At 69.2% G+C, this 26,687-nt stretch carries 23 protein-coding genes; 11 read left to right on the forward strand and 12 right to left on the reverse strand.

What is annotated here, in order from left to right; translation table 11 throughout:
* Positions 1-2 precede the first annotated feature (2 nt).
* A complete protein-coding gene (locus KTN05_RS07215) occupies positions 3-1,583 on the reverse strand; it encodes a lysine--tRNA ligase (protein WP_217328708.1) in 1,581 nt (526 codons plus the stop codon).
* 76 nt (positions 1,584-1,659) lie between these two features.
* Between KTN05_RS07215 and KTN05_RS07220 the strand changes: the two genes are divergently transcribed.
* The gene (locus KTN05_RS07220; RefSeq protein WP_217328709.1) at positions 1,660-2,082 is read left to right on the forward strand and encodes a tellurite resistance TerB family protein; all 423 of its coding nucleotides are present in this window, start codon (positions 1,660-1,662) and stop codon (positions 2,080-2,082) included.
* A 48-nt stretch (positions 2,083-2,130) separates the two neighbouring features.
* Here the strand turns inward: KTN05_RS07220 and KTN05_RS07225 are convergent, their stop codons facing one another.
* The 6 genes from KTN05_RS07225 to KTN05_RS07245 are packed head-to-tail and all read right to left on the reverse strand — an operon-like array spanning position 2,131 to position 10,388.
* Positions 2,131-3,591, reverse strand: coding sequence for a D-alanyl-D-alanine carboxypeptidase (locus tag KTN05_RS07225; protein WP_254368041.1), 1,461 nt, complete (start codon positions 3,589-3,591; stop codon positions 2,131-2,133).
* Positions 3,588-5,696: a hypothetical protein gene (locus KTN05_RS07230; protein ID WP_217328781.1), complete on the reverse strand. Its 2,109-nt coding sequence runs from the start codon at positions 5,694-5,696 to the stop codon at positions 3,588-3,590. The genes KTN05_RS07225 and KTN05_RS07230 overlap by 4 nt, the downstream gene beginning before the upstream one ends.
* Positions 5,693-6,544 (reverse strand): DUF4159 domain-containing protein, encoded by an 852-nt coding sequence (locus KTN05_RS18655; RefSeq protein ID WP_371823292.1) that lies wholly within the window; start codon positions 6,542-6,544, stop codon positions 5,693-5,695. The genes KTN05_RS07230 and KTN05_RS18655 overlap by 4 nt, the downstream gene beginning before the upstream one ends.
* Positions 6,541-8,496 carry a BatA domain-containing protein gene (locus tag KTN05_RS07235; protein ID WP_371823293.1) on the reverse strand — a complete coding sequence of 652 codons (1,956 nt, stop codon included), beginning with the start codon at positions 8,494-8,496 and terminating at the stop codon, positions 6,541-6,543. The genes KTN05_RS18655 and KTN05_RS07235 overlap by 4 nt, the downstream gene beginning before the upstream one ends.
* Positions 8,497-8,508: 12 nt before the next feature.
* A complete protein-coding gene (locus KTN05_RS07240; RefSeq protein ID WP_217328710.1) occupies positions 8,509-9,390 on the reverse strand; it encodes a DUF58 domain-containing protein in 882 nt (293 codons plus the stop codon).
* Positions 9,387-10,388, reverse strand: a complete 1,002-nt coding sequence (locus KTN05_RS07245) for a MoxR family ATPase (protein WP_217328711.1) — start codon at positions 10,386-10,388, stop codon at positions 9,387-9,389. Before KTN05_RS07245 ends, KTN05_RS07240 begins: the two co-directional genes overlap by 4 nt.
* 65 nt (positions 10,389-10,453) lie before the next feature.
* On the opposite strand from KTN05_RS07245, the gene KTN05_RS07250 reads away from it, so the two are divergent.
* From KTN05_RS07250 to KTN05_RS07265, 4 genes are all read left to right on the forward strand, one after another.
* Positions 10,454-10,990 (forward strand): DUF1285 domain-containing protein, encoded by a 537-nt coding sequence (locus tag KTN05_RS07250; RefSeq protein ID WP_217328712.1) that lies wholly within the window; start codon positions 10,454-10,456, stop codon positions 10,988-10,990.
* A gap of 4 nt (positions 10,991-10,994) precedes the next feature.
* Positions 10,995-11,756, forward strand: a complete 762-nt coding sequence (locus tag KTN05_RS07255; protein WP_217328713.1) for a hydroxypyruvate isomerase family protein — start codon at positions 10,995-10,997, stop codon at positions 11,754-11,756.
* Between the two features lie 279 nt (positions 11,757-12,035).
* The gene (gene typA, locus KTN05_RS07260) at positions 12,036-13,856 is read left to right on the forward strand and encodes a translational GTPase TypA (RefSeq protein ID WP_217328714.1); all 1,821 of its coding nucleotides are present in this window, start codon (positions 12,036-12,038) and stop codon (positions 13,854-13,856) included.
* 91 nt (positions 13,857-13,947) lie between these two features.
* A complete protein-coding gene (locus KTN05_RS07265) occupies positions 13,948-14,583 on the forward strand; it encodes a WHG domain-containing protein (protein WP_217328715.1) in 636 nt (211 codons plus the stop codon).
* Positions 14,584-14,638: 55 nt separating this feature from the next.
* Here KTN05_RS07265 and KTN05_RS07270 read toward each other — a convergent pair whose 3' ends face one another.
* From KTN05_RS07270 to KTN05_RS07290, 5 genes are all read right to left on the reverse strand, one after another.
* Positions 14,639-14,962: a 2Fe-2S iron-sulfur cluster-binding protein gene (locus KTN05_RS07270; RefSeq protein ID WP_217328716.1), complete on the reverse strand. Its 324-nt coding sequence runs from the start codon at positions 14,960-14,962 to the stop codon at positions 14,639-14,641.
* A 312-nt stretch (positions 14,963-15,274) separates the two neighbouring features.
* A complete protein-coding gene (locus KTN05_RS07275) occupies positions 15,275-16,483 on the reverse strand; it encodes a beta-ketoacyl synthase (RefSeq protein ID WP_217328782.1) in 1,209 nt (402 codons plus the stop codon).
* A 113-nt stretch (positions 16,484-16,596) separates the two neighbouring features.
* Complete coding sequence (locus tag KTN05_RS07280; protein ID WP_217328717.1) at positions 16,597-16,860, reverse strand: acyl carrier protein; 264 nt, start codon at positions 16,858-16,860, stop codon at positions 16,597-16,599.
* 14 nt (positions 16,861-16,874) lie between these two features.
* Entirely contained in the window at positions 16,875-17,975 is a 1,101-nt protein-coding gene (gene lpxD / locus KTN05_RS07285) for a UDP-3-O-(3-hydroxymyristoyl)glucosamine N-acyltransferase (RefSeq protein WP_217328718.1), read from the reverse strand.
* Positions 17,976-17,998: 23 nt separating this feature from the next.
* The gene (locus KTN05_RS07290; protein WP_217328719.1) at positions 17,999-19,546 is read right to left on the reverse strand and encodes a L,D-transpeptidase family protein; all 1,548 of its coding nucleotides are present in this window, start codon (positions 19,544-19,546) and stop codon (positions 17,999-18,001) included.
* A 284-nt stretch (positions 19,547-19,830) separates the two neighbouring features.
* Here KTN05_RS07290 and KTN05_RS07295 point away from each other — a divergent pair, with 284 nt between their 5' ends.
* From KTN05_RS07295 to KTN05_RS07320, 6 genes are all read left to right on the forward strand, one after another.
* The gene (locus KTN05_RS07295) at positions 19,831-20,388 is read left to right on the forward strand and encodes a DUF882 domain-containing protein (protein ID WP_217328720.1); all 558 of its coding nucleotides are present in this window, start codon (positions 19,831-19,833) and stop codon (positions 20,386-20,388) included.
* A 240-nt stretch (positions 20,389-20,628) separates the two neighbouring features.
* On the forward strand, positions 20,629-21,801 hold the full coding sequence (locus KTN05_RS07300; protein ID WP_217328721.1) for a DegT/DnrJ/EryC1/StrS aminotransferase family protein: 1,173 nt from the start codon (positions 20,629-20,631) through the stop codon (positions 21,799-21,801).
* Between the two features lie 12 nt (positions 21,802-21,813).
* Positions 21,814-22,887, forward strand: a complete 1,074-nt coding sequence (gmd, locus tag KTN05_RS07305; protein ID WP_217328722.1) for a GDP-mannose 4,6-dehydratase — start codon at positions 21,814-21,816, stop codon at positions 22,885-22,887.
* Positions 22,884-24,326, forward strand: coding sequence for a mannose-1-phosphate guanylyltransferase/mannose-6-phosphate isomerase (locus KTN05_RS07310; RefSeq protein ID WP_217328723.1), 1,443 nt, complete (start codon positions 22,884-22,886; stop codon positions 24,324-24,326). The genes gmd and KTN05_RS07310 overlap by 4 nt, the downstream gene beginning before the upstream one ends.
* Positions 24,326-25,285, forward strand: coding sequence for an NAD-dependent epimerase/dehydratase family protein (locus KTN05_RS07315; RefSeq protein WP_217328724.1), 960 nt, complete (start codon positions 24,326-24,328; stop codon positions 25,283-25,285). The genes KTN05_RS07310 and KTN05_RS07315 overlap by 1 nt, the downstream gene beginning before the upstream one ends.
* Positions 25,286-25,334: 49 nt before the next feature.
* The gene (locus KTN05_RS07320; RefSeq protein ID WP_217328725.1) at positions 25,335-26,687 is read left to right on the forward strand and encodes an MATE family efflux transporter; all 1,353 of its coding nucleotides are present in this window, start codon (positions 25,335-25,337) and stop codon (positions 26,685-26,687) included.

The following is a 26,687-nucleotide window of genomic DNA, read 5'->3' on the forward strand; positions in this document are numbered from 1 at the left end:
CGTCAGCCCGCCAGTTCGCCCGCCAGCGCCCGCTGGATCAGCGCGCGGGTCTCGTCCACGCCATAAAGCGCGATGAAGCCCCCGAAGCGCGGCCCCTGATCGGCGCCCAGCAAGACCTGATAGAGGGCCGAGAACCACTCGCGCAGCGGCTCGAACCCGTGCCCGGTTCCGACGGCGAAGACCATCGTCTGCAGCGCCTCGCCCTCTGCCGGCTGGTCCCACGCCGCAAGGCGGCCGGCCAGATCCTCCAGCGCCGCGCGCTCCTTGTCGGTCGGAGCTCGGAAAGTTCGGGAAGGTGCCACGAAATCGTTGAAATACCGCACGGCAAAGCCCGCCGCCGCATCCAGATCGGGATGCGTCTGGGGCGAGGTGTCCGGCGCATAGCGGCGGATGAAGCCCCACAGCCCTTCCTTGTCCTTGGCCCCCGCGACCGAGGCGAGGTTCAGCAGCATCTGGAACGGCACCACGAGGTTCGATTCCGGCACCTCGCCGCCGTGGATGTGCCAGACAGGGTTCGCGAGTTGCTGGTCCAGCGTCTGCCCTGGATAGGCGCGAAGCTGCTGGTGGTATTCGTCCACCGCCTTCGGGATGACGTCGAAATACATCCGCTTTGCCGTCTTGGGCTTCTGATACATGAAGTAGGACAGGCTTTCCGCCGAGGCATAGGTCAGCCATTCGTCGATGCTGAGCCCGTTCCCCTTCGACTTGCTGATCTTCTGCCCGTCCTGATCCAGGAACAGCTCATATGTGAAATGCTCGGGCGCGCGGCCGCCCAGCACCTCGCAGATGCCGTCATAGATGGGCGTGTTGGTCGAATGATCCTTCCCATACATCTCGAAATCGACGTCCAGCGCCGCCCAGCGGGCGCCGAAATCCGGCTTCCATTGCAGCTTCACATTGCCGCCCGTCACTGGCAGCGTCCATTCGCGGCCCGTCTCGTCGTCGAAGGTGATCTCGCCCTTGGCGGCGTCCACGTTCTTGATCGGCACATACAGCACCTTGCCGGTTTCCGGATGGATCGGCAGGAAGCAGGAATAGGTCTGCTGCCGCTCCTCGCGCAAGCTCGCCAGCATGATCGCCATGATCGCGTCGTAGCGTTCCGCGGCCAGCAGCAGCGTCTCGTCGAACTGGCCCGAGCGATAGAATTCGGTCGCGCTGATGAACTCGTATTCGAACCCGAAGGTATCGAGGAAACGGCGCAGCATGGCGTTGTTGTGCGCGCCGAAGCTTTCGTATTCGCCGAAGGGGTCCGGCACCGTGGTCAGCGGCTCCTGCAGATGCTGGCGCAGCATGTCGGTATTCGGCACGTTGTCCGGCACCTTCCGCATCCCGTCCAGATCGTCGGAAAAGCAGAACAGCCGCGTCGGGATGTCGCTGATGATCTGGAACGCACGGCGGACCATGGTCGTCCGCGCAACTTCCCCGAAGGTGCCGATATGCGGCAGGCCCGAGGGGCCGTAGCCCGTCTCGAACAGGACATAGCCCTTTTCGGGGTCCTTCTTCTCGTAGCGTTTCAGCACCCGGCGCGCTTCCTCGAAGGGCCAGGCCTTGGATTTCATCGCGGCTTCGCGCAGGGTGGACATGGGGTTCTCTCCGTTACGTCGGCGCTTGCCGTATCGGCGGAGTGGGCCCGCGTCAACAATAGCCGGACTTCATGCAATGACCATCGACCTGCCCTCGTTCTCCCCCTGCGACGCGCTGGTCGCCGCGATGGTCGCCACTTCCGCCTCGGACGCGAAGATGCGGACCTCGGAACTGGTCGCGATCGAGCGGATGGTCGATCACACGCCGGTCTTCGCGGATTACGACGCGAGCCGGATCCGGGCCGTCGCGCAGACGGTGTTCTCGCTGTTCGAGGAAGAGGACGGGCTGGACGCCCTGTTCGGCCTGATCCGCGAGGCGGTGCCGGAACGGCTTTACGACACCGCCTATGCGCTGGCCTGCGACGTCGCTGCCGCCGATGGCCGGCTGGGCGAGGGCGAATGGCAGATGCTGTCCGAAATGCGCCTGCAACTGGAAATCGACCGGCTGCACGCGGCCGCGATCGAGCTGTCGGCGGTGACGCGGCACCGGGTGCTTTAGTTCACAAGTTGGTTTTAGTTTTCGCTGCAACGTCCTGATGAGCGATCATTAGCCTCTCGGATCGTCCAGGATTTCCTGCGCCGTCATCTGCCGGACCGGCTCACCCGGCAAGCGCGTGAATCGTTCGATCAGGTCGCGCTGCATCCGCTTGGACCGTCCGGTCCAGGCCAGCACGCCCTCGGGCAGGTCCGCGCCGATGGTCGCCGCGTGCCGATCCGGCTGGGCGGTCAGGATCGCGAAGGTGATCCCGCCCGGCGCATGACCGGCAAGGTTCGACACGAAGTTCAGCGTTCCCGTCTTGGCCCGCACATCCCGGCCACGGGACTCGGAGCCGAGCGCATCGGCCAGCGGGTCGGGCTTGAGCAGCGCGGGCAGCCCCGCCATCCGCCCCGGCCCGTGCAGCAGATGGGCGAGCGTCGCCGGGCTGATCCGGCTGGCGGGCGAGAGCCCCGAGTGATCCGCGAAGCGGAACGCGCCCGCGATGCCCTGCGCCTGCATCCACGCTGTCATCACAGCGCCCGACGACGCCAGATCGCCCGCACCGCTGGAGGCGAGCCCCACCGCCTCGGCCGTGAGGTTGGTCGAATAATGCAGCATGTCCCGCAGGATCCCGCGCAGCGGCGGGCTGTCGATGCGGGCGATCTCGACGCCGCGCGGCGCTGCCATCGCCACCTCCGGCGTCGGCAGGACAAGGCCCCTCGCGCGGCAGAGGGTCTGGAACACGTCACCCGCGTAAAGCTCGGGCTGGCGCACCGGCAGCCAGCGCGTGCCGGATCGGCCCATCGCGCGGGCGGCGATGGTCCAGCTTTCCACCGGGCCGCCCTCATAGGCAAACAGCGGCGCAGCGCGGTCCACCGCCGCGATCCGCACGCTGTAGGCGCGCGGCGCGACCCGACTTCCGCGGGCGGTCAGCGACAACCCGGCACCGCCTGCCCGCCAGTTCAGATGGACGCGGTTGAAGTTCAGCATCATCCCCGAGACGGAGGGGTTGTAGGCGAGGTGGTCGGCCTGCGGGGGCGCGATCTCGTCGATCCGCGGCAGCGCGCCGCCCCAGACGGCGAAGCGGGAGAAACTGCGCCCCTGCAGCGCGGCGGCGGTGTCGGCCGCCAGCCCGTCCAGCGCATCGCTGTCCAGCACCGGATCGCCGCCGCCGGCCAGTATCAGCGTGTCGCCATCCACCCAGACGCGCGTCGTGAAACGGTGATCCGCGCCGAGCCGGTCCAGCGCGTAAAGCGCCGTCACCGCCTTCAGCGTGCTGGCGGGCGGCAGCGCGGCGTCAGGTTCCCGCGCGTCCAGCACCGTCCCGTCCGGGCCGAGCGCGACGAACGCCACCTGCCCGTTCAGCCTTGCCGCCTCGATCAGCTGCGCGGCGGGTGCGGGCGGGCGGCGGCGCGGCGCCGCGCTGGCCAGCGGCGCGAGCGCGCCGACCGTCTGCGCCACCGCGCCCGTGCCGACCATGGCCGCCGCCGCGCCGCCGAGGCCAACCAGAAATCCGCGCCGGTCCATCATCGCTTCCAACTCCTTATCCGGCCGCCTTCCAGCAGCCATCCCGCGAGCGCGAGGCCGGCGATCAGCGCCAGCCACGCCCAGTCCGGCAGCAGCGGGCGGCGGCTCAGGCCCGACACCTGCGCGGCCTCGCGCGGGGTGATCGCGATCCACTCGCCCCCGACGCCCCACCCGTGGGCCGAGCGCCCCGGCCGGGCCGTCCGCACATCCGGCACCCCGTCCGAGAGGTGCAGCACCGCCCCGCCCGTCGCCTCGGCCAGCGGCGCGAGCGCCTCGCCCGACGCCACCGTCTGCTCGAACTCGCGCGGCGCGGCGGGGCCGAGCGCCATCAGCCGGGTCAGATCACCATGCTGGAGAGTATACAGCCCGGGCGCCGGGGCCTGCCAGTGGCCGGTGAAACGGCCGGGCTCCTGCGGCTCCAGCGGCAGTTCGGCGGTGCTGCCATCGGGCGCGGTGACCGTGACCGGCCCGGCCTCGTCCTGCATGGTCCGGCGCGTCACCGTCACCGACAGATCGCGGCCGGTCTGCGCCAGCAGCGCCTCCTCCTCCAGCTCCGGCTCCTTCATTGACCAGTGGGCGATCCGCCGCAGCAGTTCCAGTTGCGGCCCGCCCCCCTCGAAGCCGCGCCCCCACAGCCAGACCTGATCCGAAGCGAGCAGCGCGACCCGCCCCTCGCCCTCTCGGTCCAGCACCAGCAGCGGCGCGTCGCCCTCCGCCGTCATCACCACCTGCGCATCGGGATCGGGGATGATGTCCTGCCGCTGAAGCCAGCGCCCCCAGCCCGGCTCGCCCCCCTGCTCTGCCGGGGCGCCCGGCAGGCCCGAGGTCACGGGGTGGCGGTGGCCGTCCGCAGTCAACTGCGGGGTGAACGCTTCCTGCACCACGCGGCCGGTCGGGCGGGCGGGCAGGATATCGCCGATGGGCGACAGGTTCAGGCTTTCCACGCTCGCCATTTCCGGCCCGGCCGAGACCAGCAGCGCACCGCCTTCCTGCACATAGCGGCGGATATTGTCAAAATAGTCGCGCGGCAGGATGCCCCTGACGCGATAACGGTCGAAGATGATGAGGTCGAAGTCGTTGATCCGCTGCTCGAACAGCTCCTGCGTGGGAAAGGCGATCAGCGCCACCTCGTCCACCGGCACGCCGTCCATCTTGTCCGGCGGGCGCAGGATGGTGAAATGGATCAGATCGACATTTGCATCCGATTTCAGCAGGTTGCGCCAGGTTCTTTCACCGGCATGCGGCTCGCCCGAGACCAGCAGGACGCGCAGCCGGTCGCGCACCCCTTCGATCTGGACGGCGGCGGCGTCGTTCTGCTCGGTCAGCTGCGGCGCCCCCGCCTCGGGCGGATCGAGGCGGATGGAGACGACGTTCTGCCCGGCATGGGTGATCGACACCGGCAGGTCCAGCGGGATGCCGGGGGGAAGCGCGATCACCTGCTCGTCCTCGCCCTCCACCCGGACACGCAGGGTGGCGGGGCGGCCGACCATCTCGGGCGGAACGGCGCCCTGATCCTCGATCCGCAGGCGGATCACGGCGGGGGTGTCGATGAGACCGAAGGCCGGCGCCTCGTCGATGACCAGCCGGCGGTCCCAGTCGGTAGGCTGGCCGGTCAGCAGGACATGGACCGGCGCAGGGGCGTTCGCCGGCACCATCGCCGCGTCGTGGGCCTGCCCGTCCGTGACCGCGACGATGCCCGCCACCCGCGCCTCCGGCTCGGCCGCGAGGGCGCGGGTCAGCGCCGTGCCGATCAGCGTGCCGTCGGGATCGTCGGCCACGGTGACGCGGCGCAGTTCCACGCCGGCCAGCGCCGCCAGTTGGCCGGTGATCTGGTCCATGGCGGCGTCGGTCTGCGCGTCGCGGCCCGGCAGCGACTGGCTGGCCGAGCGGTCGTCCAGCAGGATCACGATGTCGGAAAGTCCGTGGCGCACGCCCCGCTCCAGCACCGGCGCGGCGAGCGCGGCGGCGGCGGCGAGCCCGGCGAGGCCGCGCAGCGACCAGCCCGGAAGTCCGCGCCAGAGCGCCCAGGCGGCGGCCAGCAGCGCGAGCGCGGCGATGACCGCCACCACCGGCCAAGGCAGCGAAGGATCGAAGCGCAACCCCGTCACGGCCACTCACCCAAGCCCGGATAGCCCCTGTCGCGGCCCAGCCGGTCGAGCAGCGCGGGCACATGGACCTGATCGGATTTGTAATTGCCCGTAAGGACATACATGACGAGGTTGATGCCAAATCTCAGCGCCAGCTCACGCTGATGCTCGCCGTCAAGGCCGCTGCCGACCTGATGCGTCGGCAGGCCGCGGTCATCGATCGCCCAGGCTTCGGCCCAGTCGTTCGCCCCGATCAGGACCGGCGAAACACCATCGTTGAGCCGCCGGAACCCCGCGACCGGCAGACCCTCGGTGCTGGTCGCAGCTTCTGCCCAGAGCGGGTTGCCCCGCCAGCGACCGGGGAAGTCCTGCAGCAGATAGAAGCTGCGGGTCAGGACGTGATCCTCGGGCACGGGTTCCAGCGGCGGGATGTCCAGCGGCGCCGCGAGCCGTTGCAGATCGGCCCGCCCGCCCGGCGTTCCGGCCCCGGCGATGTCGCCGTCGCGGGTGTCGAAAAGGATCATCCCGCCTGAACGCAGGAAATGGTTCAGCCGCACATAGGCTGACGGCGACGGGGCCGGCTGCGCGGCGGTGACGGGCCAGTAGAGGAAGGTCAGCATCGACACGTCGTCCCGGTCGAGGTCGATGCCGACCGGCGCGCCGGGCTCGACCGTCGTGCGCATCGTCAGCCCCAGCGAGAGGCCGTCGAGCCCTTGCCGGCTGGTCTCGTCCACCTCGGCATCGCCGGTCAGCACATAGGCGAGCGCCACCTGCCGCGCCGCCGCCGCGAGGCGCGGGTCCGGGCCCTCCTGCGCGGCGACCGGCGGCGGCATCAGCAGCGCCAGCAGCAGAAGGCCGAGGCGGATCACGCGAGCACCCCCTTCGCCATCCCGCCGCCGCGCCGCCCGGCGAGGGCGGCGGATGCCGCGGCGTCGATCGCCAGCAGCGCGGCGGCGAGCGCGACGAGCCAGCCGCGCAGGCTCAGCCCCGGCTGCGTGGCGGCCTGCTCCACTCGGGCGCCGGGCCATGCGGCGGGGGCGCCGGCGGGGGGCAATTCGCCGCCCGCGTTCAGCGCGATCCGCCGCTGCCCCGCCGCGTAGATGCCGACCGGGGCGCCGGGGGCCGGGCCCGCCGTCAGATCTTCGGCGGCAACGGGAGCAATCTCGGCCGGATCGGCGGGACGGCCAAAGCCGTCCAGCACAAGCTCGGCCGTCCAGAATGGTTCGTCGTCCGTGGTCTGGGGCGTCTCGTCTCTGGCGGCTCCCCTGCCGGCGGACTGCACCAGCCGCCCCAGCATCTCGACGAACAGGCCCGAGATCGGCAGCGAGGACCAGTCGGCGCTGGCCGAGCTATGGAACATCACAACTTGTCCCTGCCCCAGTTCCTCGCGCGTGACCAGCGGCGTTCCGTCGCTGAGCGCGGCGATGGTGCGGGCGGTCAGCTCCGGGTCAGGCTCGGCCATCAGCTGCGCCCGCACGGTCACGTCATCGGGCGCGGTCAGCCCGGCGAACGGACCGACGGGACCGAAGGGTTGAATCGTGCGCGGCTCACCCCAGCTGAGCGCCCCGCCGACATCGCGCCCGCCGGGACGCAGGCGGACCGGCAGCAGCGGGTCGAGGTCCAGAAGGTCCGAGCCGGCCATGCGCGGCCCGGCGAAGCGGATCAGCAGCCCGCCATCGCTGACCCATTCGGGCAGCGCGGAATCGTCAGGCTCCAGAATTTCGTCGGACAGGATGATGACATCGGGCGCGGCGGGGATCACCTCGGCCAGCGTGCCCTCGATCAGGTCCGAACGCTGGGCAAGCGCCTGCCGCAGATAGTGCAGGGGCGAGAGCAGCGCCTGCCCCTCGGTGCTGCGGACATCGCCGGCCAGCGCGACCTTGGGGCGGCGAACGCGGTCGTCGGCCAGAACGATGGCACCGGCAGAAGCCTCGCCCTCGATGGCGAAGCGGGTGACGCGGTTGCGAAGCTCCGACGGAAGGTCGATGGGCAGGGTGGTTTCGCCGCTGGCGGGCGCGCCTTCCGGCGCGGTGAGCCGCGCGAGCGTGCGCGGTATGCCCTGCGGATCGGGACCGATCGCCAGCACGGCAGGCCACGGCGCGTCGGCGGTCGAGCGCATGGTCAGCGCGGGCGCCGCGCCGGGCTCGATCTGAAGGCTGCGGACGGGCGCGGATTGCGGCACCACGCTGACCGGACCGCGCGCGGACAACGCTGCCAGCCATTCGGCCCGGCCGGGATGGTCCAGCCCGTCGCTGAGCCAGAGGGTGGCGAAACCCTCCGGCGCCTCGGCAAGCGCAGCAGAGGGATCGGGCGGATAGCGCGTCTCCCACGCTTGCGGCTCGGTCCCGCGCAGGCGGGCGGCCTGCTCGGCGGCGGGCTGGAAGGGCAACGTCTCGCCCCGACCCGCCTGCCCGTCCGCCAGCAGCAGGGCCGCCGGGCGGGCGTCTGCCGCCGCCTGTTCCAGCACGGCAAGGGCGCGGGCGCGGGCGGCGGTCCAGCCGGGCGCAGCCTGCCAGCCGGCATCCATCACCACCAGCAGCGGCCCGGTGGCGGTGGCCAGCGGCGCGGGTTTCCACACCGGCCCGGCAAGACCGAGGATCAGCGCCGCGATTGCCGCCATCCGCAGCGCCAGCAGCCACCACGGCGTGCGGCGGGTGATCGGCGCGGGATCGGGCAGGCCCGCCAGCAGGGCCGTGCCGGGGAACGTCACCTCGCGCGGCGCGGGGGGAACGGCGCGCAGCAGCAGCCACAGCACCGGAAGCGCGATCAGCGCGGTCAGCACCCACGGCGCGGCAAATCCCAACGGGCCGAGTGTCAGCATGCGCGCACCCCCTCAGCCCGCCAGCGCGCCATGCAGCCACAGCAGCGCCTGTCCGGGCGCGCTGCCCGTGTCGTGGGTGCCGAAGCGCCAGCCGGCGGCCGAGGCCGCGCGCTCCAGCGCCTCGCGCTGCGCGGCGAGGCGGTCCAGATAAGCGTCGCGCAAGGCGTCCGCGTTGCGCGTCTCGTGCCGCAAGCCGCCGGCGGCCGAGCGGAAACGGACCGCGCCGGAAAACGGGAACGCCTCCTCGACCGGGTCCAGCACCTGCAGCAGCGCCCCGGCGATACCCTGCGACGCCGCGGTGCGCAGGTAGCCCGCGACAGGCGCGGGGTCGGTCAGGAAATCGCCGATCAGGATCATCCGCCGCAGCGGGCGCAGATCGCCCGTGCCCGGCAGGTCGGCATCGCCCGGCGCGGGTTCCTGCGCCAGCAGGTCATGGGCGATGCGGTCCGCCTGCGCCCGGCCCGCTTGCGGCGGGCGGCCCGAGACGCCGACCTTCTCGCCCCCGCGCAGCAGCACCAGCGTCAGCGCCATCGCCAGCAGCTCGGCGCGGGCGCGCTTGGTGGGGCGGGAGCGGTCGCCTGTCCAGTCCATGCCTTGCCCGGCCGAAACCCAGATGATCGCGGAATGGGCGGTTTCCAGTTCCTGCTCGCGCACGAAGGTCGCGTCGGAGCGGGCCGAGCGGCGCCAGTCGATCTGGCGCATGGTGTCGCCGGGCGCGGCGGGCCGGTATTGCCAGAAATCCTCGCCCACTCCCGGACGGCGCAGTCCGTGCGCGCCCGGTTGCAGCGCGGCGGCGAGCCGTTCCGCTGACAGCAGCAGCGCCGGCAGCGCGGCGGCGGCGGCCTCGGCCCGCGCGCGAAGCTGACTGGCCGCCAATGGCGATGCAGCGTTCACGCCGCCATCCGGGTCCGGTCGGCGGCGAGCCGGGCGATGATCTCGTCGATCCGGTCGCCCCGCGCACGGGCCGCGAAGGACAGCGCCATGCGGTGCCGCAGGACCGGCGCGGCCATTTCGGCCACGTCCTCGATCGTCGGGGCGAAGCGCCCGTTCAGAACCGCCCGCGCCCGCGCGACCAGCATCAGCGCCTGCGCCGCGCGCGGCCCCGGCCCCCAAGCCAGCGTGTCGGACAGCCAGCCGGGCGCCTCGGCCTCGCCGGGGCGGGCGGCGCGCACCAGATCGAGGATCGCCTCCATCACCGCCTCGCCCACCGGCATCCGCCGGATCAGCCGCTGCGCCGCGACCAGCCCCCCGGCATCGAAGACCGCATGGGGCGCGTCCTCCTCGATCCCGGTCGTCGCCAGCAGGATCGCGCGTTCGGTGCCGCGGTCGGGATAGTCGATGTCCACCTGCAGCAGGAAACGGTCGAGCTGCGCCTCGGGCAGCGGATAGGTGCCTTCCTGCTCGATGGGGTTCTGGGTGGCGAGGACGTGAAAGGGACGGCCGAGCGGGCGGTTCTCACCCGCGACCGTGACCTCGCGCTCCTGCATGGCCTGAAGCAGCGCCGACTGGGTGCGGGGGCTGGCGCGGTTGATCTCGTCCGCCATCAGAAGCTGGGTGAAGACCGGGCCCTGGATGAAGCGGAAGGCGCGGGTGCCATCGGCCCGCGCGTCCAGCACTTCCGAGCCGAGGATGTCCGCGGGCATCAGGTCGGGGGTGAACTGGATGCGGGCGGTATCCAGCCCCAGCACCGTGCCGAGCGTGTCCACCAGCATCGTCTTGCCGAGGCCGGGCTGGCCCACCAGCAGCGCGTGCCCGCCCGACAGGATCGCCGCCAGCACCTGCTCCACCACCGCGTGCTGGCCGACGAAGCGCCGCTCGACGCTCTGCCGCGCCTGCGCGAGGCGGTCGGTCAGCGCCAGGATCTCATCGACAAGTTGTGCATCCTCGGCCATGACAACGTCCCTGAAGTGATCTAAGCCCGCAGCATAGGGTTCGACGCGGGAAGGCTCCACATCCAATGGCGGACGAGACTGACAAAAGCGTGTGTTCGGTCGAGGAGGCCGCCCGGCAAGCCGGCCGCAAGGGACCGCCGCCCGTGCATCTGTGGAACCCCGATTACTGCGGAGAAATGGACCTGACGATCCGCGCCGATGGCACCTGGGTCCATGAGGGGCGCCCCATCGCCCGGCCCGAGATGGTGAAGCTCTTCGCCTCGATCCTGAAGCGCGAGGGGGACCGCTTCTTCCTCGTCACTCCGGTCGAGAAGCTGGGGATCACGGTCGAGGACGCGCCGTTCCTCGCGGTGGACGCCGAGATCGGCGCGGACCGGATCACCTTCACCACCAACACGGGCGACGAGGTGACGGCGGGACCCCAGAACCCCATCCGCGTGGATGAGCGGGACGGCGCGCCGCGCCCTTACGTCCATGTCCGGCGCGGGCTGGATGCGCTGATCGACCGCAAGACCTTCTATCGCCTCGTCGATGCCGCGCAGGTGGATGCCGAGGACCGGCTCGTCCTGCGCTCGGACGGCGCGACCTTCGTGTTGGGCTGAGCCGTTGCCCCGTTTCGCCGCGAACCTGACCTTCCTGTTCACCGAACTGCCCATGCTGCAACGTTTCGCCGCCGCGCGGCGGGCGGGGTTTCGCGGCGTCGAGGTGCTGTTCCCCTATGACCTCTCGACGCGCGATCTGACGAAAGCCGCGCAGACCGAGGGGCTGGAGTTCGTCCTCATCAACGCGCCGCCGCCCAACTGGGCCGGCGGGCCCCGCGGCTTCGCGGCCCTGCCCGGCGGAGAGGAGCGGTTCCGCCGCGATTTCGAGCGCGCGCTGCGTCATGCGCAGGAACTCAGGGCGCTGCACATCCATGTGATGGCCGGGGCGGCCGAAGGCGCGACGGCCCGGCAGACCTTCACAGAGAACCTGCGATGGGCCTGCGAGCGCGCGCCCCACGCAAGCCTCACCATCGAGCCGCTGAACTCGCTCGACATGCCGGGCTATTTCCTGCGCGACTTCGATCAGGCGGCCGAGATCATCGACGCGGTCGGCTGCCCCAATCTGGGGCTGCAATTCGACGCCTACCACGCCCAGATCATCACCGGCGACGTGGCGGCGACATGGGCCGCCCACGCCGCCCGGACGCGCCATGTCCAGATCGCCAGCGTGCCGGGACGGCATGAGCCCGGACCCGGCCCGGTGGACTTCCCCGGCTTCTTCCGCGCGGTCGATGCCAGCGGCTACGCGGGCTGGATCAGCGCCGAATACAATCCCCGCATCACGACCGAGGCGGGGATCGGATGGCTGGCCGATATGACACGGTGACCCGACCGTGATCGGCCCGCCCGGAACCCGGCGGCGGGATGGGCGGTTCACCCGGTATTCCGCAATGCCGCGTCACACGGCGACACACGACAGGAAGCTGCCATGAATTCGATCATCTACATCGTCGGCCTGGTGGTCGTCGTGCTCTTTATCCTGTCGATGCTCGGGCTGCGCTGACGGCGCAGACGGCTCGCCAGGACGCAGGCCCGGCCCGGCTTTCGGCTGGCGTTCCGGCGGTTGCTGCGCTAACGGGGCCGCGCAACCCAGGAAGGCCCTCCCATGGATATCCGCAACATCGCCATCATCGCCCACGTCGACCACGGCAAAACGACCATGGTCGATCAGCTGCTGAAACAATCGGGCAGCTTCCGCGAGAACCAGGCGGTGGCGGAACGGGTGATGGATTCCAACGACATCGAGCGCGAGCGCGGGATCACCATCCTGGCGAAGGCGACTTCGGTCGAATGGAAGGGCACCCGCATCAACATCGTGGACACCCCCGGCCACGCCGATTTCGGCGGCGAGGTGGAACGCATCCTGTCCATGGTGGACGGCGTCTGCCTGCTGGTCGATGCTGCCGAAGGGCCGATGCCGCAGACGAAGTTCGTGACGTCGAAAGCGCTGGCGCTCGGGCTGCGGCCCATCGTGGTGCTGAACAAGGTGGACAAGCCCGCAGCCGAACCGGACCAGACGCTGAACGAAATCTTCGACCTCTTCGCCAATCTCGGCGCCACCGACGAGCAACTGGATTTCCCGCATGTCTATGCCTCGGGCATCGGCGGCTGGGCCGACGAGACGCTGGACGGGCCGCGCAAGGACCTGTCGGCCCTGTTCGACTTGATCGTCCGCCACGTTCCCGCCCCCGTTCAGGCGGCCCGCAGCGACGAGCCGTTCCAGATGCTCGCCGTGACGCTGGGCGCGGACCCGTTCATCGGCCGCATCCTGACGGGCCGCGTCGAGGCCGGCACCGCCCGCGCCGGCGACACGCTGAAGGCGCTGTCGCGCGACGGCGACCGGATCGAGCAGTTCCGCGTGTCCAAGATCCTCGCCTTCCGCGGGCTGAACCAGACCGCCATCGACGAAGCCGTCGCGGGCGACATCGTGACCCTCGCCGGCATGGCCAAGGCGACCGTGGCCGACACGCTCTGCGCGCCTGAGGTCGATGCGCCATTGCAGGCCAAGCCCATCGATCCGCCGACGATCAGCGTCACCTTCGGCATCAACGACTCGCCGCTGGCGGGCCGCGACGGCAACAAGGTCCAGTCCCGCGTGATCCGCGAGCGGCTGATGCGCGAGGCGGAAACCAACGTCGCGATCCGCGTCGAGGACACGCCCGGCGGCGACGCCTTCGTCGTCTCGGGCCGGGGCGAATTGCAGATGGGCGTGCTGATCGAGAACATGCGCCGCGAGGGATTCGAGCTGTCGATCTCGCGCCCCCGTGTCATCTACCGCGAAGAGAACGGCGAGCGGCTGGAGCCGATCGAGGAGGTCATCGTCGATGTCGATGACGATTATACCGGCGCGGTGATCGACAAGCTGACCGGCACCCGCAAGGGCGATCTGGTCGAGATGCGCCCGGCGGGGACCGGCAAGACGCGGATCGTCGCGCATGTCCCCTCGCGCGGGCTGATCGGCTATCAGGGCGAGTTCATGACCGACACGCGGGGCAACGGCGTGCTGAACCGCATCTTCCACGACTGGGCCCCCTACAAGGGTCCGATCCAGGGCCGCCGCCAGGGCGTGCTGATCTCGATGGAGGACGGCGTGTCCGTCGCCTACGCCCTCTGGAACCTGGAGGAACGCGGCAAGCTGTTCATCGGCGCGCAGGAGCAGGTGTATCAGGGCATGATCATCGGCGAGCACAGCCGCGACAACGATCTGGAGGTGAACCCGCTGAAGGGCAAGAAGCTGACCAACGTGCGCGCCTCCGGCACGGACGAGGCGGTGCGGCTGACGACCCCGGTGCGGATGTCGCTGGAAGAGGCCATCGCCTATATCGACGACGACGAGCTGGTCGAGGTCACGCCCAAGGCGATCCGCCTGCGCAAGCGCTATCTCGATCCGCATGAGCGCAAGCGGCAGTCTCGTTCGGAAGGCTGACATCCTTTCGAGGGATTGCGCCGTCGGCCCGGCGGGCCGACAGTCAATGTCAACCCGAGGGGGAATGGCGATGGAGCCCGGCGAATCAGCGATGGAGCTACTTCTGCGCGCGGCTTGCCACCGGCTGGTCGCGCCCGAACCTCCGTGCTGCGAGCCCGAAAGCCTGGCTGCCGAAACCGGCGTCGATCCCGAAACGGCCCGCGCCCTGCTGCCCGGCACCGACGCGGTGCTGAAGGCGGTTGCCGAAAGCGCCCTGCGCCGGCAGATGGATCACCTGACCCGGCGGCTGAGCGCCGCTGCCGGATGCGACAATCCGGCCCATCAGCTCGTCGAACTGGGCAAGGCCTCGGTGGAATGGGCGATCGAAAACCGGGACGACTACACGATCCTGAACCTCCCATCGGTCGGGAAGGTGGTGGATAGCGCCGAGCTGCAGCGTTACCACGGTTCGCTGCAGGAACTGGCCCGTTCGATGCTGGAACGCGCCCGCGAACGCGGTCAGGTCCGCACCGACGCGGACATCACGGAACTCCTGCTGATCGTGCGCGCGTTTTCCTACGGCCTGTCGCGCCTCTATGTGGACCGGCAGCTTCGCATGTGGCTGCCGGACGACCCGGACCTCGACAGGCCCGCGATGCTGAACACGGCACTGGAGGGCTTCGCGGACATGATGCTGACGGGCTGGCGGGAAGGGGCCGCCTGCTGCGGGACTTCGCGTCAGCAATAGGAGGCAGCCGGTCACGCTTCGCGCGGCCGGCTGCCTGGGCGGCCCGAGCCCGCTTTCAGATCTGCTTCTCGGGCATCTGCACGACCAGCCCGTCGAGCTCCGGCTTCACCTTGATCTGGCAGGTCAGGCGCGAGCGGACGGGGTCGGGCTGGTAGGCGAAGTCCAGCATGTCCTCTTCCATCGGATCGCGCGGCGGCAGCTTGTCCACCCAGGCCGGGTCCACATAGACATGGCAGGTCGAGCAGGCGCAGGCGCCGCCGCAATCGGCGTCGATGCCGGGAATACCGTTGTCGCGCGCGCCCTCCATGACGGTCATGCCGGGCTTGACATCGACCTCGTGGCGGGCGCCGTCCCATTCGATATAGGTGATCTTCGCCATGACCCGCTCCTTCGTCTGATCGCAGCGGGAATAGGCGAAACGCGCCGGGATTGAAAGATGCCCAACTGCGCCTGCGTCACCGGTGCATGGGTATTTGAACCAGAAAGAAGTCCGTTAACCTGATCTCAAGGATTTCCGTGCAGTCTCCGAATCGCGGTACAGGCTGGGGAGCCGATGACCGCCCAGAGAGAAGTCGCCCCGGTCATCGGGTGAGACATCCCGTTCCTGCCGGAAGGCGGGGGTGGCCGGGGCGCAACTTCCGCGGCTTCTTTCTGGTCCAAATACCCATGCGGCCGCGCCACGCGGCACAGGTCACGCCCGTTTCAGCGCCAGCACCGCATTTAGGCCGCCAAAGGCGAAGGCGTTGGACAGCACCGCGTCCACCTTTGCCTCGCGGGCGGTATTCGGCACCACGTCCAGCGCGCATTCGGGGTCGGGCTCCTCATAGCCGATCGTCGGCGCGATCACGCCGTCGCGCAGCGCCATGATGCAGGCGAGCAGCTCCACCGCGCCGGTGCCGCCGATGACATGGCCGTGCATGGACTTGGTCGAGGAGATCATCAGCCGGTCGGCGTGATGGCCGAAGGCATGGGCGACTGCGGCGCATTCGGTCTTGTCGTTGGCGGCGGTGCCGGTGCCGTGGGCGTTGATGTAGCCGACCTCTTCGGGGTTGAGCCGCGCGTCCTTCATCGCCCCGGTGATCGCCCGTTCCGCCCCCTGGGCTGAGGGCATGACGATGTCCTGCGCGTCCGCGGACATGGCGAAGCCCACAACTTCCGCCAAGATGTCGGCGCCGCGGGCGCGAGCGTGGTCGTAATCCTCGAACACGAAGACGCCCGCCCCCTCGCCCTGCACCATGCCGTTGCGGTTGGCGCTGAACGGGCGGCAGGCGTCCTTGGACATGACCCGCAGCCCTTCCCACGCCTTGACGCCGCCGAAGCACAGCATCGCCTCGGACCCGCCGGTCAGCATGACCTTGGCCCCGCCCGAACGGATCATCTGGAAGGCAAGGCCCATCGCGTGGTTGGAGCTTGCGCAGGCCGTGGCGACGGTGAAGGCGGGGCCGCGCAGGCCGAATTCCATGCTGACATGGCTGGCGGCGGCGTTGTTCATCAGCTTGGGGACGACAAACGGATGGACGCGGTTCTTCCCCTCCTCATAGACGACGCGGTAATTTTCGTCCCAGGTGTTCAGCCCGCCGCCGGCCGTGCCCAGCACGACGCCCGAGCAGAGCCCGAGTTCCCCATGGAAGGCGAGGCCGGATTGCGCGACGGCCTCCTTGGCGGCGAGCAGGCTGAACTGGGTGAACTTGTCGTAGAGGAGGATCTGCTGGCGGTTGAAGTGGGCCTCCGGCTCCCAATCGTGGATCTGCGCGCCGATCTGCACGGTCAGCCGCTCGACATCCCGGAAATCCAGTCTGGTGATCCCGCAACGGCCTTCGCGCATGGCCGCCATCGTGTCGGGGACGTTCAGCCCGAGGGCATTCACCGTGCCCGAGCCGGTGACGACCACGCGCCGCAATCCCGAACGCGGCGGCTCGGGCGTCAGCACGGGCGCCGCCAGCGGCGTGGCGGGCGCGTCATCCACCGCCGCGTCGCTGCCTGTCGCACCCTCCGCTTTCAAGCCTGTCGGATTCATCCCCTGTCAGCCACAAGCTTTTCCACCGCAGCCGTGATCGAGCCGACTGTCGAGACGTCGAAATCCGATTGATCGGGCTCGTTGGCGTTAAACGGGATCGAGATGTCGAACGCCTCCTCGATGGCGAAGATCGACTCGACCATGCCGAGGCTGTCGATGCCCAGATCGGCGGGGCTCATGTCGGGCCGGACCTCTGACGGGTCCAGCATCGCCTGTTCGGCGATGATGGCGATGATGCGGTCGTGGACGTCTTTGGACATGCGGGGCTCCGGTTTCAGTCCTTTTCCAACAGCCGTGCAACCGTTTTCTGAAGCTCGGCGACCTGAGCGAACAGGCGCGGCAGACGGCGGGTTGCCTTGTTGATCTCGATCTGGGTTTCCATCCTGACCGCGGGCGATCCCAGGATCACGCGCCCGGCCGGAACATTGGTGAAGATCTCGCTGCCGCCGCCCGCGATCACGTCGTCGCCGACGAAGATGTTGTCGTTGACGGCCGCTTTCCCGGCCAGCACGACCCGGTCGCCGATCCGCGCCGACCCGGCCACGCCGGACATCCCACACAGCAGGCAGTCGCGCCCGATCTGCGTGTTGTGGCCGATCTGCACCAGGTTATCCACCTTGGTCCCCGAGCCGATCGAGGTTGCGCGGACGGTGCCCCGGTCGATGGTCGAGTTGGCGCCGACCTCGACATCGTCCCCCAGCGTCACGCCGCCCAGCGAATGAATACGGACCCAGTGCTGGTCGGTCGGACCCTGCCGTTCGCCCAGGGTTTTGCGGACCTGCTCGATCCCCGATTCCTCGGGCGTGACGAACGAGAACCCGTCCCCGCCGATCGCCGCCCCGTGCTGCAGGATCAGCCGGTCGCCCGCCGTCACCCCGTGGGCGATGCGGACGCCCGCGTGGATCAGCGCGTCGTCGCCGATGACGCTGTCCGCGCCGATCGACACATGCGAGGCGATCCGCGCCCGCGCGCCGATCCGCACTCGGGGACCGATCACGACATAGGGGCCGACGGACGGCTCGGGTCCGAGGGCGGCCGATGGGTCGATGATGGCCGTGGGATGGATGCCCTGCGGCATCTCGGGCCCGCGGTCCAGCGCGCGGGTCAGCCCGGCCATCGCAAGCCGCGGGCGCGGGACGAAGATCGCGGCCAGCAGCCCGTACGCTTCGGGATCGGCGCCTTCGGCCAGCAGCGCGATGCTGCCCGGCGGCAGGTTCTCGGCGTATTTCGGCGACATCGCCAGCGCGACGCGGCCCGCGCCGTCCGCGACAGGCTCCACCTCGCCCGGCTCGGCGGCGCCGGTCACGCGGATCGAGGGCTCGCCCCACAGGCGCGCATCGAGGGCGCGCGCCAGATCGGCCATGGTCAGGGTCATGCGGCCTTCCTTTCGCTGGCGTGTTAACCTTCTCCGCCGTCATTTTCCAGCCCGGCCTTGAGCAGTGCCTGCCAGAGCTTGCCGTCGCGGTTGTAGATGTCGGGATAGCTGCGGATCATGCCGTCGTCATCCGGTAGCGTCGTGAAATACACCAGATGCACCGGAATGTCCGGGTCGAGCGCCAGCCACGCCTCGCGCCCCGAGTTCCGCGCGCGGGCATAGGTCGCCGCCGGGTCGTTGACCTGTCCCTCCAGCAACGCATGAGCCAGTTCCACCGGCCGCTGGATGCGGATGCAGCCGTTCGAATATGCCCGCCGCGACTGCGAGAACAGCCCGCGTGTCGGCGTGTCATGCAGGTAGATGTTCCAGCGGTTGGGGAAGATGAACTTCACCTCTCCCAGCGCATTGTCGTCGCCGGGTTTCTGCTGGAGGCGAAAGGGGAAGCTGGCGGCGGTGTAGCGGTTGAAATCGACCTGATCGCGCGGCACCACCCTGCCCCGCCCGTCGATCACGTCGAGATGGGCGACGGCGTGGCGGTTGGCCTGAAGCCGCGGCAGGTAATCCCGCACGGTCATCGAGCGCGGCACGTTCCAGCGGGGGTTCACGACGATGTGTTCCATCATGTCCGAGAACTCGGGCGTCTCCATGTGGGCGTCGGTCTTGCCGATCACCACCCCCGTCTCGAACACGCTGCGCCCGCCGTCGCGGATCTCGGCGGTATATTCGGGCAGGTTCACCCAGACCTGCCGGGCGTTCGGGTCATGCCCGTTCAGCCAGCGCATCCGTTCGAGAGACAGGATCAGAGCCCGCGCCCGCGCCCCCGCGCCCCCGTTCAGCCGCTCGATGGTGCGGGGGCCGGCGATGCCGTCGGGCTTGAGGCCGGCGCGCTGCTGAAACGCGCGGACGGCGTCGGTCAGGTCCTCGTCATATCTCTCGCCCCCCGACGCGGGAAAGCCGATGGAGGCGAGCCGTTCCCGCAGGGCCGCGACGGCCGGGCCGGTCGCGCCGGGCTTGTAGAGTCCGGCGGGAACCTTCGGGGCGGTGGACGGGGCGCTGAGCTTCGCGAGGTCGGCCAGCGCCGCTTGTAGTGCGAGATAGCGCGGATCGCTCGGCTCCACCCCGCGCAGCACGGCGGCGGGATCGGCAGCGGCGATGAACCCGGTCAGCACCGCATCGAGGTCGGCGCGCTGGACCGTCCGGTGATTGGCGCTGTCCACATTTCGCGGATCGACCAGCCCGCCCGAGACGTCATGCACCCAGGCGGCGAGACTCTGGGCGAAGGCGATCTCGTCCCCGCGGGTGGAGGGGCCGCGTTCGTCGATTTGCCGCAGCTCGGCCGGCCGGTAGCGTGCGGGCGCCAGCCCGTGTTCGGGCGCGCGGGCGACGACCCCGATCAGTGCCCGCCGCTGCGGCGCGGCTTCGGGGCCGAGAAAGACCGGCGCAAGACCGTTCGCGCCGTAGAAGGACGCGAGGCCGGGCGAGCCCGCCACGGATTCGGCCAACGCGAACTGATCGGCCGTGAAGTCAAGCTTGGGCGCCGGCGCGGCCAGCGCACCCTGGCCGATGTTCACGAAAAGCACCAATGCCGCGAGCGCCGCCAGACGCCCGCACGGTTCGGTTGTGCTGATTTGCACGGCACGGCTGTATCGCTCAAGTGACTGGAAACGCTCGGTCATGTGCATCTGCCCGTTTTGTTGTCGGCGACTTTTTGCCGATGTTGGCAGGTAAAAGCGGGTTTGGGAATGAATCGGTTCCGTTGATCGCGCGGCAGTGACATATTGTTAACAGGTCCGGACTAAACCGGGCGCGCCACTCGATGGCACGAATAATGAACGCAGGACAGGCGGATCAGAACATGACCATCCAATTCTCGCGCCGCGGCATCCTTGGCGTGTTTGCAGCCACGTCCGTCGCTGCAGCGCCGGTGATGGCAAACGCGTTCGGGATCATTCGCAAGGCTGGCGATTATCGCCGCGTTCGGATGTATTCCGGCCGGACCGGCGAAACCATCGACACCGTATACTGGGTGGACGGCAAGTACATCCGGGACTCGCTCAACGAAATCAACATCTTCATGCGCGACTGGCGCACGGGGGAAGTGATCGGGGTCGATCCGCGCATGATCGACGTGGCGGCCGCCTCGCACCGGCTGCTGCAAACCAACGAGCCGTACATGATGCTGTCGGGCTACCGCTCGCCCCGCACCAACGCCATGCTGCGCTCGCGCAGCTCGGGCGTGGCGCGCAACTCGCTGCACATGACGGGCAAGGCCGCCGACCTGCGGCTGAAATCGCGCTCGGTCTCGCAGATGTATCAGGCGGCGGCGTCCTGCAAGGCGGGCGGCGTGGGCCGGTATTCCAAATCGAACTTCGTCCACATGGATTGCGGCCCCGTCCGCACCTGGGGCGGCTGAGCCGAAACGACCGACCGCGACCGAGACTCCGGGCCCGCCACTGGCGGGCCTTGTCGCTTTGCGGGCTATGTGCCCGGCGAGAGCCGCCGGCCTGGCGCGAGGCACACGGCGGGCCCGCAACCTCAAGCTGTGGCAGGAAGCCGTCACCTCGCGGAAATCGGCCCGCTCCGCGCCAATCTCATGGCCAGCACCGCCGCCGCCCGCTATGCACATCGCGCAACGCCGAATGCAGGTGCGCCGATGTTCTATCCCCTCGCCTCGACGACCTGGAACGATCAGGAGCACGCCGCGCTCCAGCGGGTGATCGCGTCGGGCCGCTACACGATGGGCCCCGAGGTCCGCGCCTTTGAGGAGGCGTTCGCCCGTCATTTCGGCAAGCGTTACGCGGTGATGACCTCCTCCGGCTCGACCGCCAACCTGCTCGCCATCGCCTCGGCCTTCTGGCACCCCGACCTGGGCTGGCGTCAGGGCGACGAGGTGATCGTGCCCGCGGTCAGCTGGTCCACGACCTATTTCCCGGTCACCCAGACCGGGCTGACGCTGCGCTTCGTCGATATCGACCCGGCGACGCTGAACATCGATCTGGACAAGCTGGAGCAGGCGATCACCCCCCGCACCCGCGCCGTGTTTGCGGTGAACCTGCTGGGCAACCCGGTTCAGGCCGACCGTCTGCGCGCCATCTGCGACCGGCACGGCATCGTTCTGGCCGAGGACAACTGCGAATCGATGGGCGCCCGCTTCGGCGACGAGCAGGCCGGGACGTTCGGCCTCTTCGGCACGTTCTCGTCCTTCTTCTCGCATCATATCTGCACGATGGAAGGCGGCATGGTCGTCACGGACGACCGCAAGCTCTACGACACGATGCTGTCGATGCGCGCCCACGGCTGGACGCGCGATCTGCCCGACGACACCCACCTGCCGCGCGATCCCGATCCTTTCGTGCGCCAGTTCCGCTTCGTCCTGCCCGGCTACAACCTGCGCCCGCTGGAAATGGAAGGCGCGCTCGGCATCCCGCAGCTTGAAAAACTGCCGGGCTTCGTCGCCGAGCGCCGCGCCAACGGGCAGCTGTTCCAGCAGGCGTTCGGCGGGCTCGACTTCCTCGACATCCAGCAGGAGACCGGCGAATCCTCGTGGTTCGGCTTCGCCATGATCCTCAGGGGCCGGCTGGAGGGACGCCGCGCCGATCTGGTCGCGGCGTTGCAGGCGGCGGGCATCGAGTGCCGACCGATCGTCACCGGCAACTTCCTCGCCAACCCGGTGATCGAGAAGCTGGACCACTCGGTCTTCGGCACCGTCGAGGCTGCCGAGAACGTGGACCGCAACGGCCTCTTCACCGGCAACCACCATTATCCCATCGCCCCGCAGATCGCCCGCCTGCGCGAGGTCGTGCAGGATGTGGCGGACCGGTTCTGAAAGGACGGCAGGATGACCAGGACCGCCCTCATCACCGGGATCACCGGCCAGGACGGCGCCTATCTGGCCGAGCTGCTGCTGGCCAAGGGCTATGTCGTCCACGGCATCAAGCGCCGCTCGTCCAGCTTCAACACCGCCCGCATCGACCATCTGCAGATCGACGAGCATCGCAACACGCGGTTCCACCTGCATTACGGCGACATGACGGACTCGACCGCGCTGATCCGCACCGTGGCTGAAACCCGCCCGGACGAGATCTACAACCTCGCCGCCCAAAGCCACGTCAAGGTCAGCTTCGAGATGCCGGAATACACCGCCAATGCCGACGCGATCGGCACGGTGCGGCTGCTGGAAGCCATCCGTCTGCTTGGGATGGAACGCGACGTGCGCTTCTACCAGGCCTCCACGTCGGAGCTTTACGGGCAGGTGCAGGAGGTGCCGCAGTCGGAAACGACGTCCTTCCGCCCGCGCAGCCCCTATGCGGCGGCCAAGCTCTATGCCTACTGGATGACCGTGAACTACCGCGAGGCTTACGGGATGTTCGCGTCGAACGGCATCCTCTTCAACCACGAAAGCCCGATCCGGGGCGAGACCTTCGTCACCCGCAAGATCACCCGCGCGGTGGCCGCGATCACGCTGGGGCTGCAGGACCGGCTGTATCTGGGCAATCTCGACGCGCGGCGCGACTGGGGACATGCGCGCGATTATGTCGAGGGGATGTGGCGCATCCTTCAGCATGACGAGGCCGACGATTTCGTGCTGGCCACCGGCGAGACGCACAGCGTGCGCGAGTTCTGCGAACTGGCCTTCGCCGAGGCCGGGATCGAACTGGAATGGCGGGGGACGGGCATCGATGAGCGCGGCTTCGTCGCGGACACCGAACGCTGCCTGATCGAGGTCGATCCCGTCTATTTCCGCCCGACCGAAGTCGAGCTTCTGCTTGGAAACGCCGCCAAGGCGCGCGACAAGCTGGGATGGGCGCCGACCACGCCGTTCCCGCAACTGGTGGCGGAGATGGTGGCCGAGGACCGGCGCCTGCTTGAAACCGAACGGCTCGCCCGCCGCGCCTATGGAGTGCTGGAATGAACCTTGATGCAGAAGGCAGCGTGGTGCCGGTGCTGCTGGCGGGCGGGTCGGGGACACGGCTCTGGCCGGTGTCGCGCAAGTCCTTTCCCAAGCAGTTTGCAAACCTGATCGGGGAAGAGACGCTGTTCCAGGCCTCCGCCCGGCGGATGTCGGGGCGAGGCTATGACGCCCCGGTGGTGCTGACCAACTCGGATTTCCGCTTCATCGTGACCGAGCAGCTGGCCGAGATCGGCGTCGACCCCGCCGCGATCCTGATCGAGCCTGTTGGCCGCAACACCGCCCCCGCGGTGCTGGCGGCCGCCCTGCATGTGGCGAAGGACAACCCCCACGCGCTGCTGCTGGTCGCGCCGTCAGATCACGTCGTCCCCGACGCGGACGCCTTCCGCCGCGCCGTCGAGGCGGGAATCCCGCTGGCCAAGGCGGGCCGGATCGTGACCTTCGGCATCCAGCCGACGCGGGCGGAGACAGGCTACGGCTATCTTCAGGTCGCGGGCGATCCCGACGCGCAGACCGCCGATCTGGAACGGTTCGTGGAAAAGCCCGATCAGGCCAGCGCCGAAAACATGCTGGCGCAGGGCAATTTCCTCTGGAACGCGGGTATCTTCCTGTTCTGCGCCCGCGACATGATCGAGGCGTTCCGGCGTCACGCCCCCGAATACCTCCAGCCGGTCCAGCAGGCGCTGGACGAGGCGCAGCACGACCTGGGCTTCCTGCGGCTTGCGCCCGAGCCGTGGCAGGGCCTGCGCGACCAGTCCATCGACTATGCGGTGATGGAGAAGACGGACAACCTGTCGGTCGTGCGCTTCACGGATCACTGGTCCGACCTCGGCGGCTGGGACGCCATCTGGCGCGAGGAGCAGGCGCTTGCCCCCGCCCCTCGCGGCGCCGTCACCGACGCGAACTCGACCGCGATCGACTGCGACAACGTGCTGCTGCGGTCCGACAGCGAGGATATGGAGATCGTCGGCATCGGCCTGAAGGACGTGATGGTGGTGGCGACCAGCGACGCGGTGCTGGTGGCCGACATGAAGCGTGCGCAGGACGTGCGGCTCGCGGTCGCCGCGCTGAAGGAGAAGAAGCGCCGTCAGGCCGAGATCTTCCGCCGCGACCACCGCCCCTGGGGCTGGTTCGAGACGCTGGTGCTGGCCGAGCGTTTCCAGGTCAAGCGCATCGTCGTCCACCCCGGCGCCTCGCTGAGCCTGCAAAGCCATGTCCACCGGTCCGAGCACTGGATCGTCGTCAGCGGCACCGCGCGGGTCACGGTGGACGACCACGTCACCCTGATGACCGAGAACCAGTCGATCTACATCCCGCTCGGCTCGGTCCACCGGATGGAGAATCCGGGCAAGGTGCCGATGGTGCTGATCGAAGTGCAGACCGGCATCTATCTGGGCGAGGACGATATCATCCGCTACGAAGACCGTTACGCGAGGAACTGATGCGCGTCCTGCTGACCGGCGGATCGGGGATGCTGGGCGGCGCGCTGCGGTGGCTGGCACCCGAGGTCCCAGATCTGACGCTGCTGGCCCCCGCGCGGGCCGATTTGCCGCTGACGGATCGCGCGGCGGTGGCGCGCTGGTATGCGGACAATCCGGTCGATGCGGTCATCCACGCGGCGGCGAAGGTCGGCGGGATACAGGCGAACATCGACGACCCGACAGGCTTTCTGGTCGAGAACCTGCGCCTCAACGACGCCGTCATCATGGGCGCGCACGAGGCGGGCGTGCCGCGGCTGGTCTTTCTCGGCTCGTCCTGCATGTATCCGCGCGATCACCGCCAGCCGCTGGTCGAAGGGGATATCCTTGCCGCCCCGCTGGAGCCGACGAACGAGGGCTATGCGCTGTCCAAGATCACCGGCGCGCGGCTCTGCGACTATATCTCGCGCCAATTTCCGGGCCGGGCCTATCGGACGCTGCTGCCCTGCAACCTGTTCGGGACGGGCGATCATTTCGGCAGCGCGTCCTCGCATCTGCTCGCCGCCATCGTGACCAAGGTCGTGGACGCGCAGGACGAGGGGCGGGACGAGGTCGAGATCTGGGGCTCCGGCAACGCGCGGCGCGAGTTTCTGGACGTGGAGCATCTCGCGCGGTTCATGCTGTCGGTGCTGCCGCGTCTGGACGAGTTGCCGGGGCTGCTGAATGTCGGCGCGGATGTGGATCACTCGGTGAACGACTATTACCGCATGGTCGCGGACCGCGCCGGCTGGCAGGGCCGCTTCATCCACGATCTGTCCCGGCCCGAGGGGATGCAGGCCAAGCTGATGTCCTCGGCCCGCGCCCGCGCTTTCGGCTGGGCGCCGCCGGGCAAGGCGGCGTTCACGGCCTCCATCGACGCGGCGATCGCGGCCTATCGGCGCCGGAAGCGGGGCCCGATTGCGCAGCCGGGCGCGCGGGACTAGCGTCCGCCGACCTGCCGAGGGCGACTCGGCCCGCGAAGGAGAGCGCCCGATGGCCCGCCGACCCCAGCTGCATACAGGCCCGCTCTGGCGCAGCTTCCTGATCTTCCTGCTGCCGCTAATCGCGCAGAATATCCTGCAATCGCTGACCATGACGATCAACAGCATCGTCGTGGGGCAGATGCTGGGCACCCGCGCGCTGGCGTCGATGGCAACCTTCATGCCGATGGCGTTCTTCTTCATCTCCTTCCTGATCGGGATCACGGCGGGGTCCAGCGTGCTGATCGGCCAGGCCTGGGGCGCGCAGAAGCACGACGTGGTGCAGGCCGTCGCGGGCACGTCGCTGGGGGTGACGGTCGCGCTCGGGCTGGTGATCGGTGGCGTCGGCTATGTCGGCACCCCGGCGCTGCTCGGCCTGCTGGGAACGCCGCCGGACATCATGGAGAACGCGACCGCCTATGCCCGCGCCTCGTTCCTGACGATGCCGTTCCTGTTCCCCTTCATCGCCGTCGCGGCGCTGCTGCGCGGGATCGGCGATTCGATCCGGCCGCTGCTGGTGCAGATCGTCGTGACCGTGGTCTCGGCAGGGTTGACGGTGCTGATGGTGCGGCAACTGGACATGGGGGTCGCCGCCGCCGCGATCTCGACCGGGACCGCGCAGTTCGCGGGGCTGCTGGTTCTGGGCGTGTGGCTGCGGATGGTGGGGCATCCCCTCGCGCCAAACAGGGTCCTGCTGTCGCAGATGATCCCCGACCCGAAGCTGCTCAAGACCGTGCTGCGGATCGGCCTGCCAACCGGGTTGCAGCTTGTGGTGGGCTCGATGGCGGGGCTGGTCATCATCGGACTGGTCAACAGCTTCGGATCGGATTCCACCGCCGCCTATGGCGCGGTCAGCCAGGTGCAGAACTACGCGCAGTTTCCCGCGCTCTCCATCGCCATCGCCGCCTCGATCTTCGGGGCGCAGGCGATCGGGGCGGGCAGGGCCGACCGGCTCGACGCCGTGCTGCGGACGGCGATGGTGATGAACCTCGCGCTGACCGGAGGGCTGGTCGCGCTGATCTACCTGTTCTCGCGCCCGCTGGTGGCGCTGTTCATCTCGGACCCCGAGGTGGTCGATCTGGCCCAGCACCTGCTGCATATCGTCAGCTGGTCGGCGCTGCTGTTCGGGGCCGGGTCGATCTTCTCGGGCATCATGCGCTCATCCGGCACGGTGATCCCGCCGATGGTGATCGCGGTCGCGTCGGTCCTGCTGGTCGAACTGCCGCTGGCGGTGCTGATGTCGCGGCTGATCGGCCTGCAGGGGATCTGGTGGGGCTATGTCGGCGGCTTCGGTGCGCTGATGATCGGTCAGGGCGCGTATTACCTGCTGGTCTGGCGGCGCAAGAAGGTCGTCGCGCTGGTCTGA

Origin of the sequence: Paracoccus sp. Z118 (genome assembly GCF_019061185.1) — a bacterium.
In the GTDB taxonomy this organism is placed as follows: Bacteria; Pseudomonadota; Alphaproteobacteria; order Rhodobacterales; family Rhodobacteraceae; genus Paracoccus.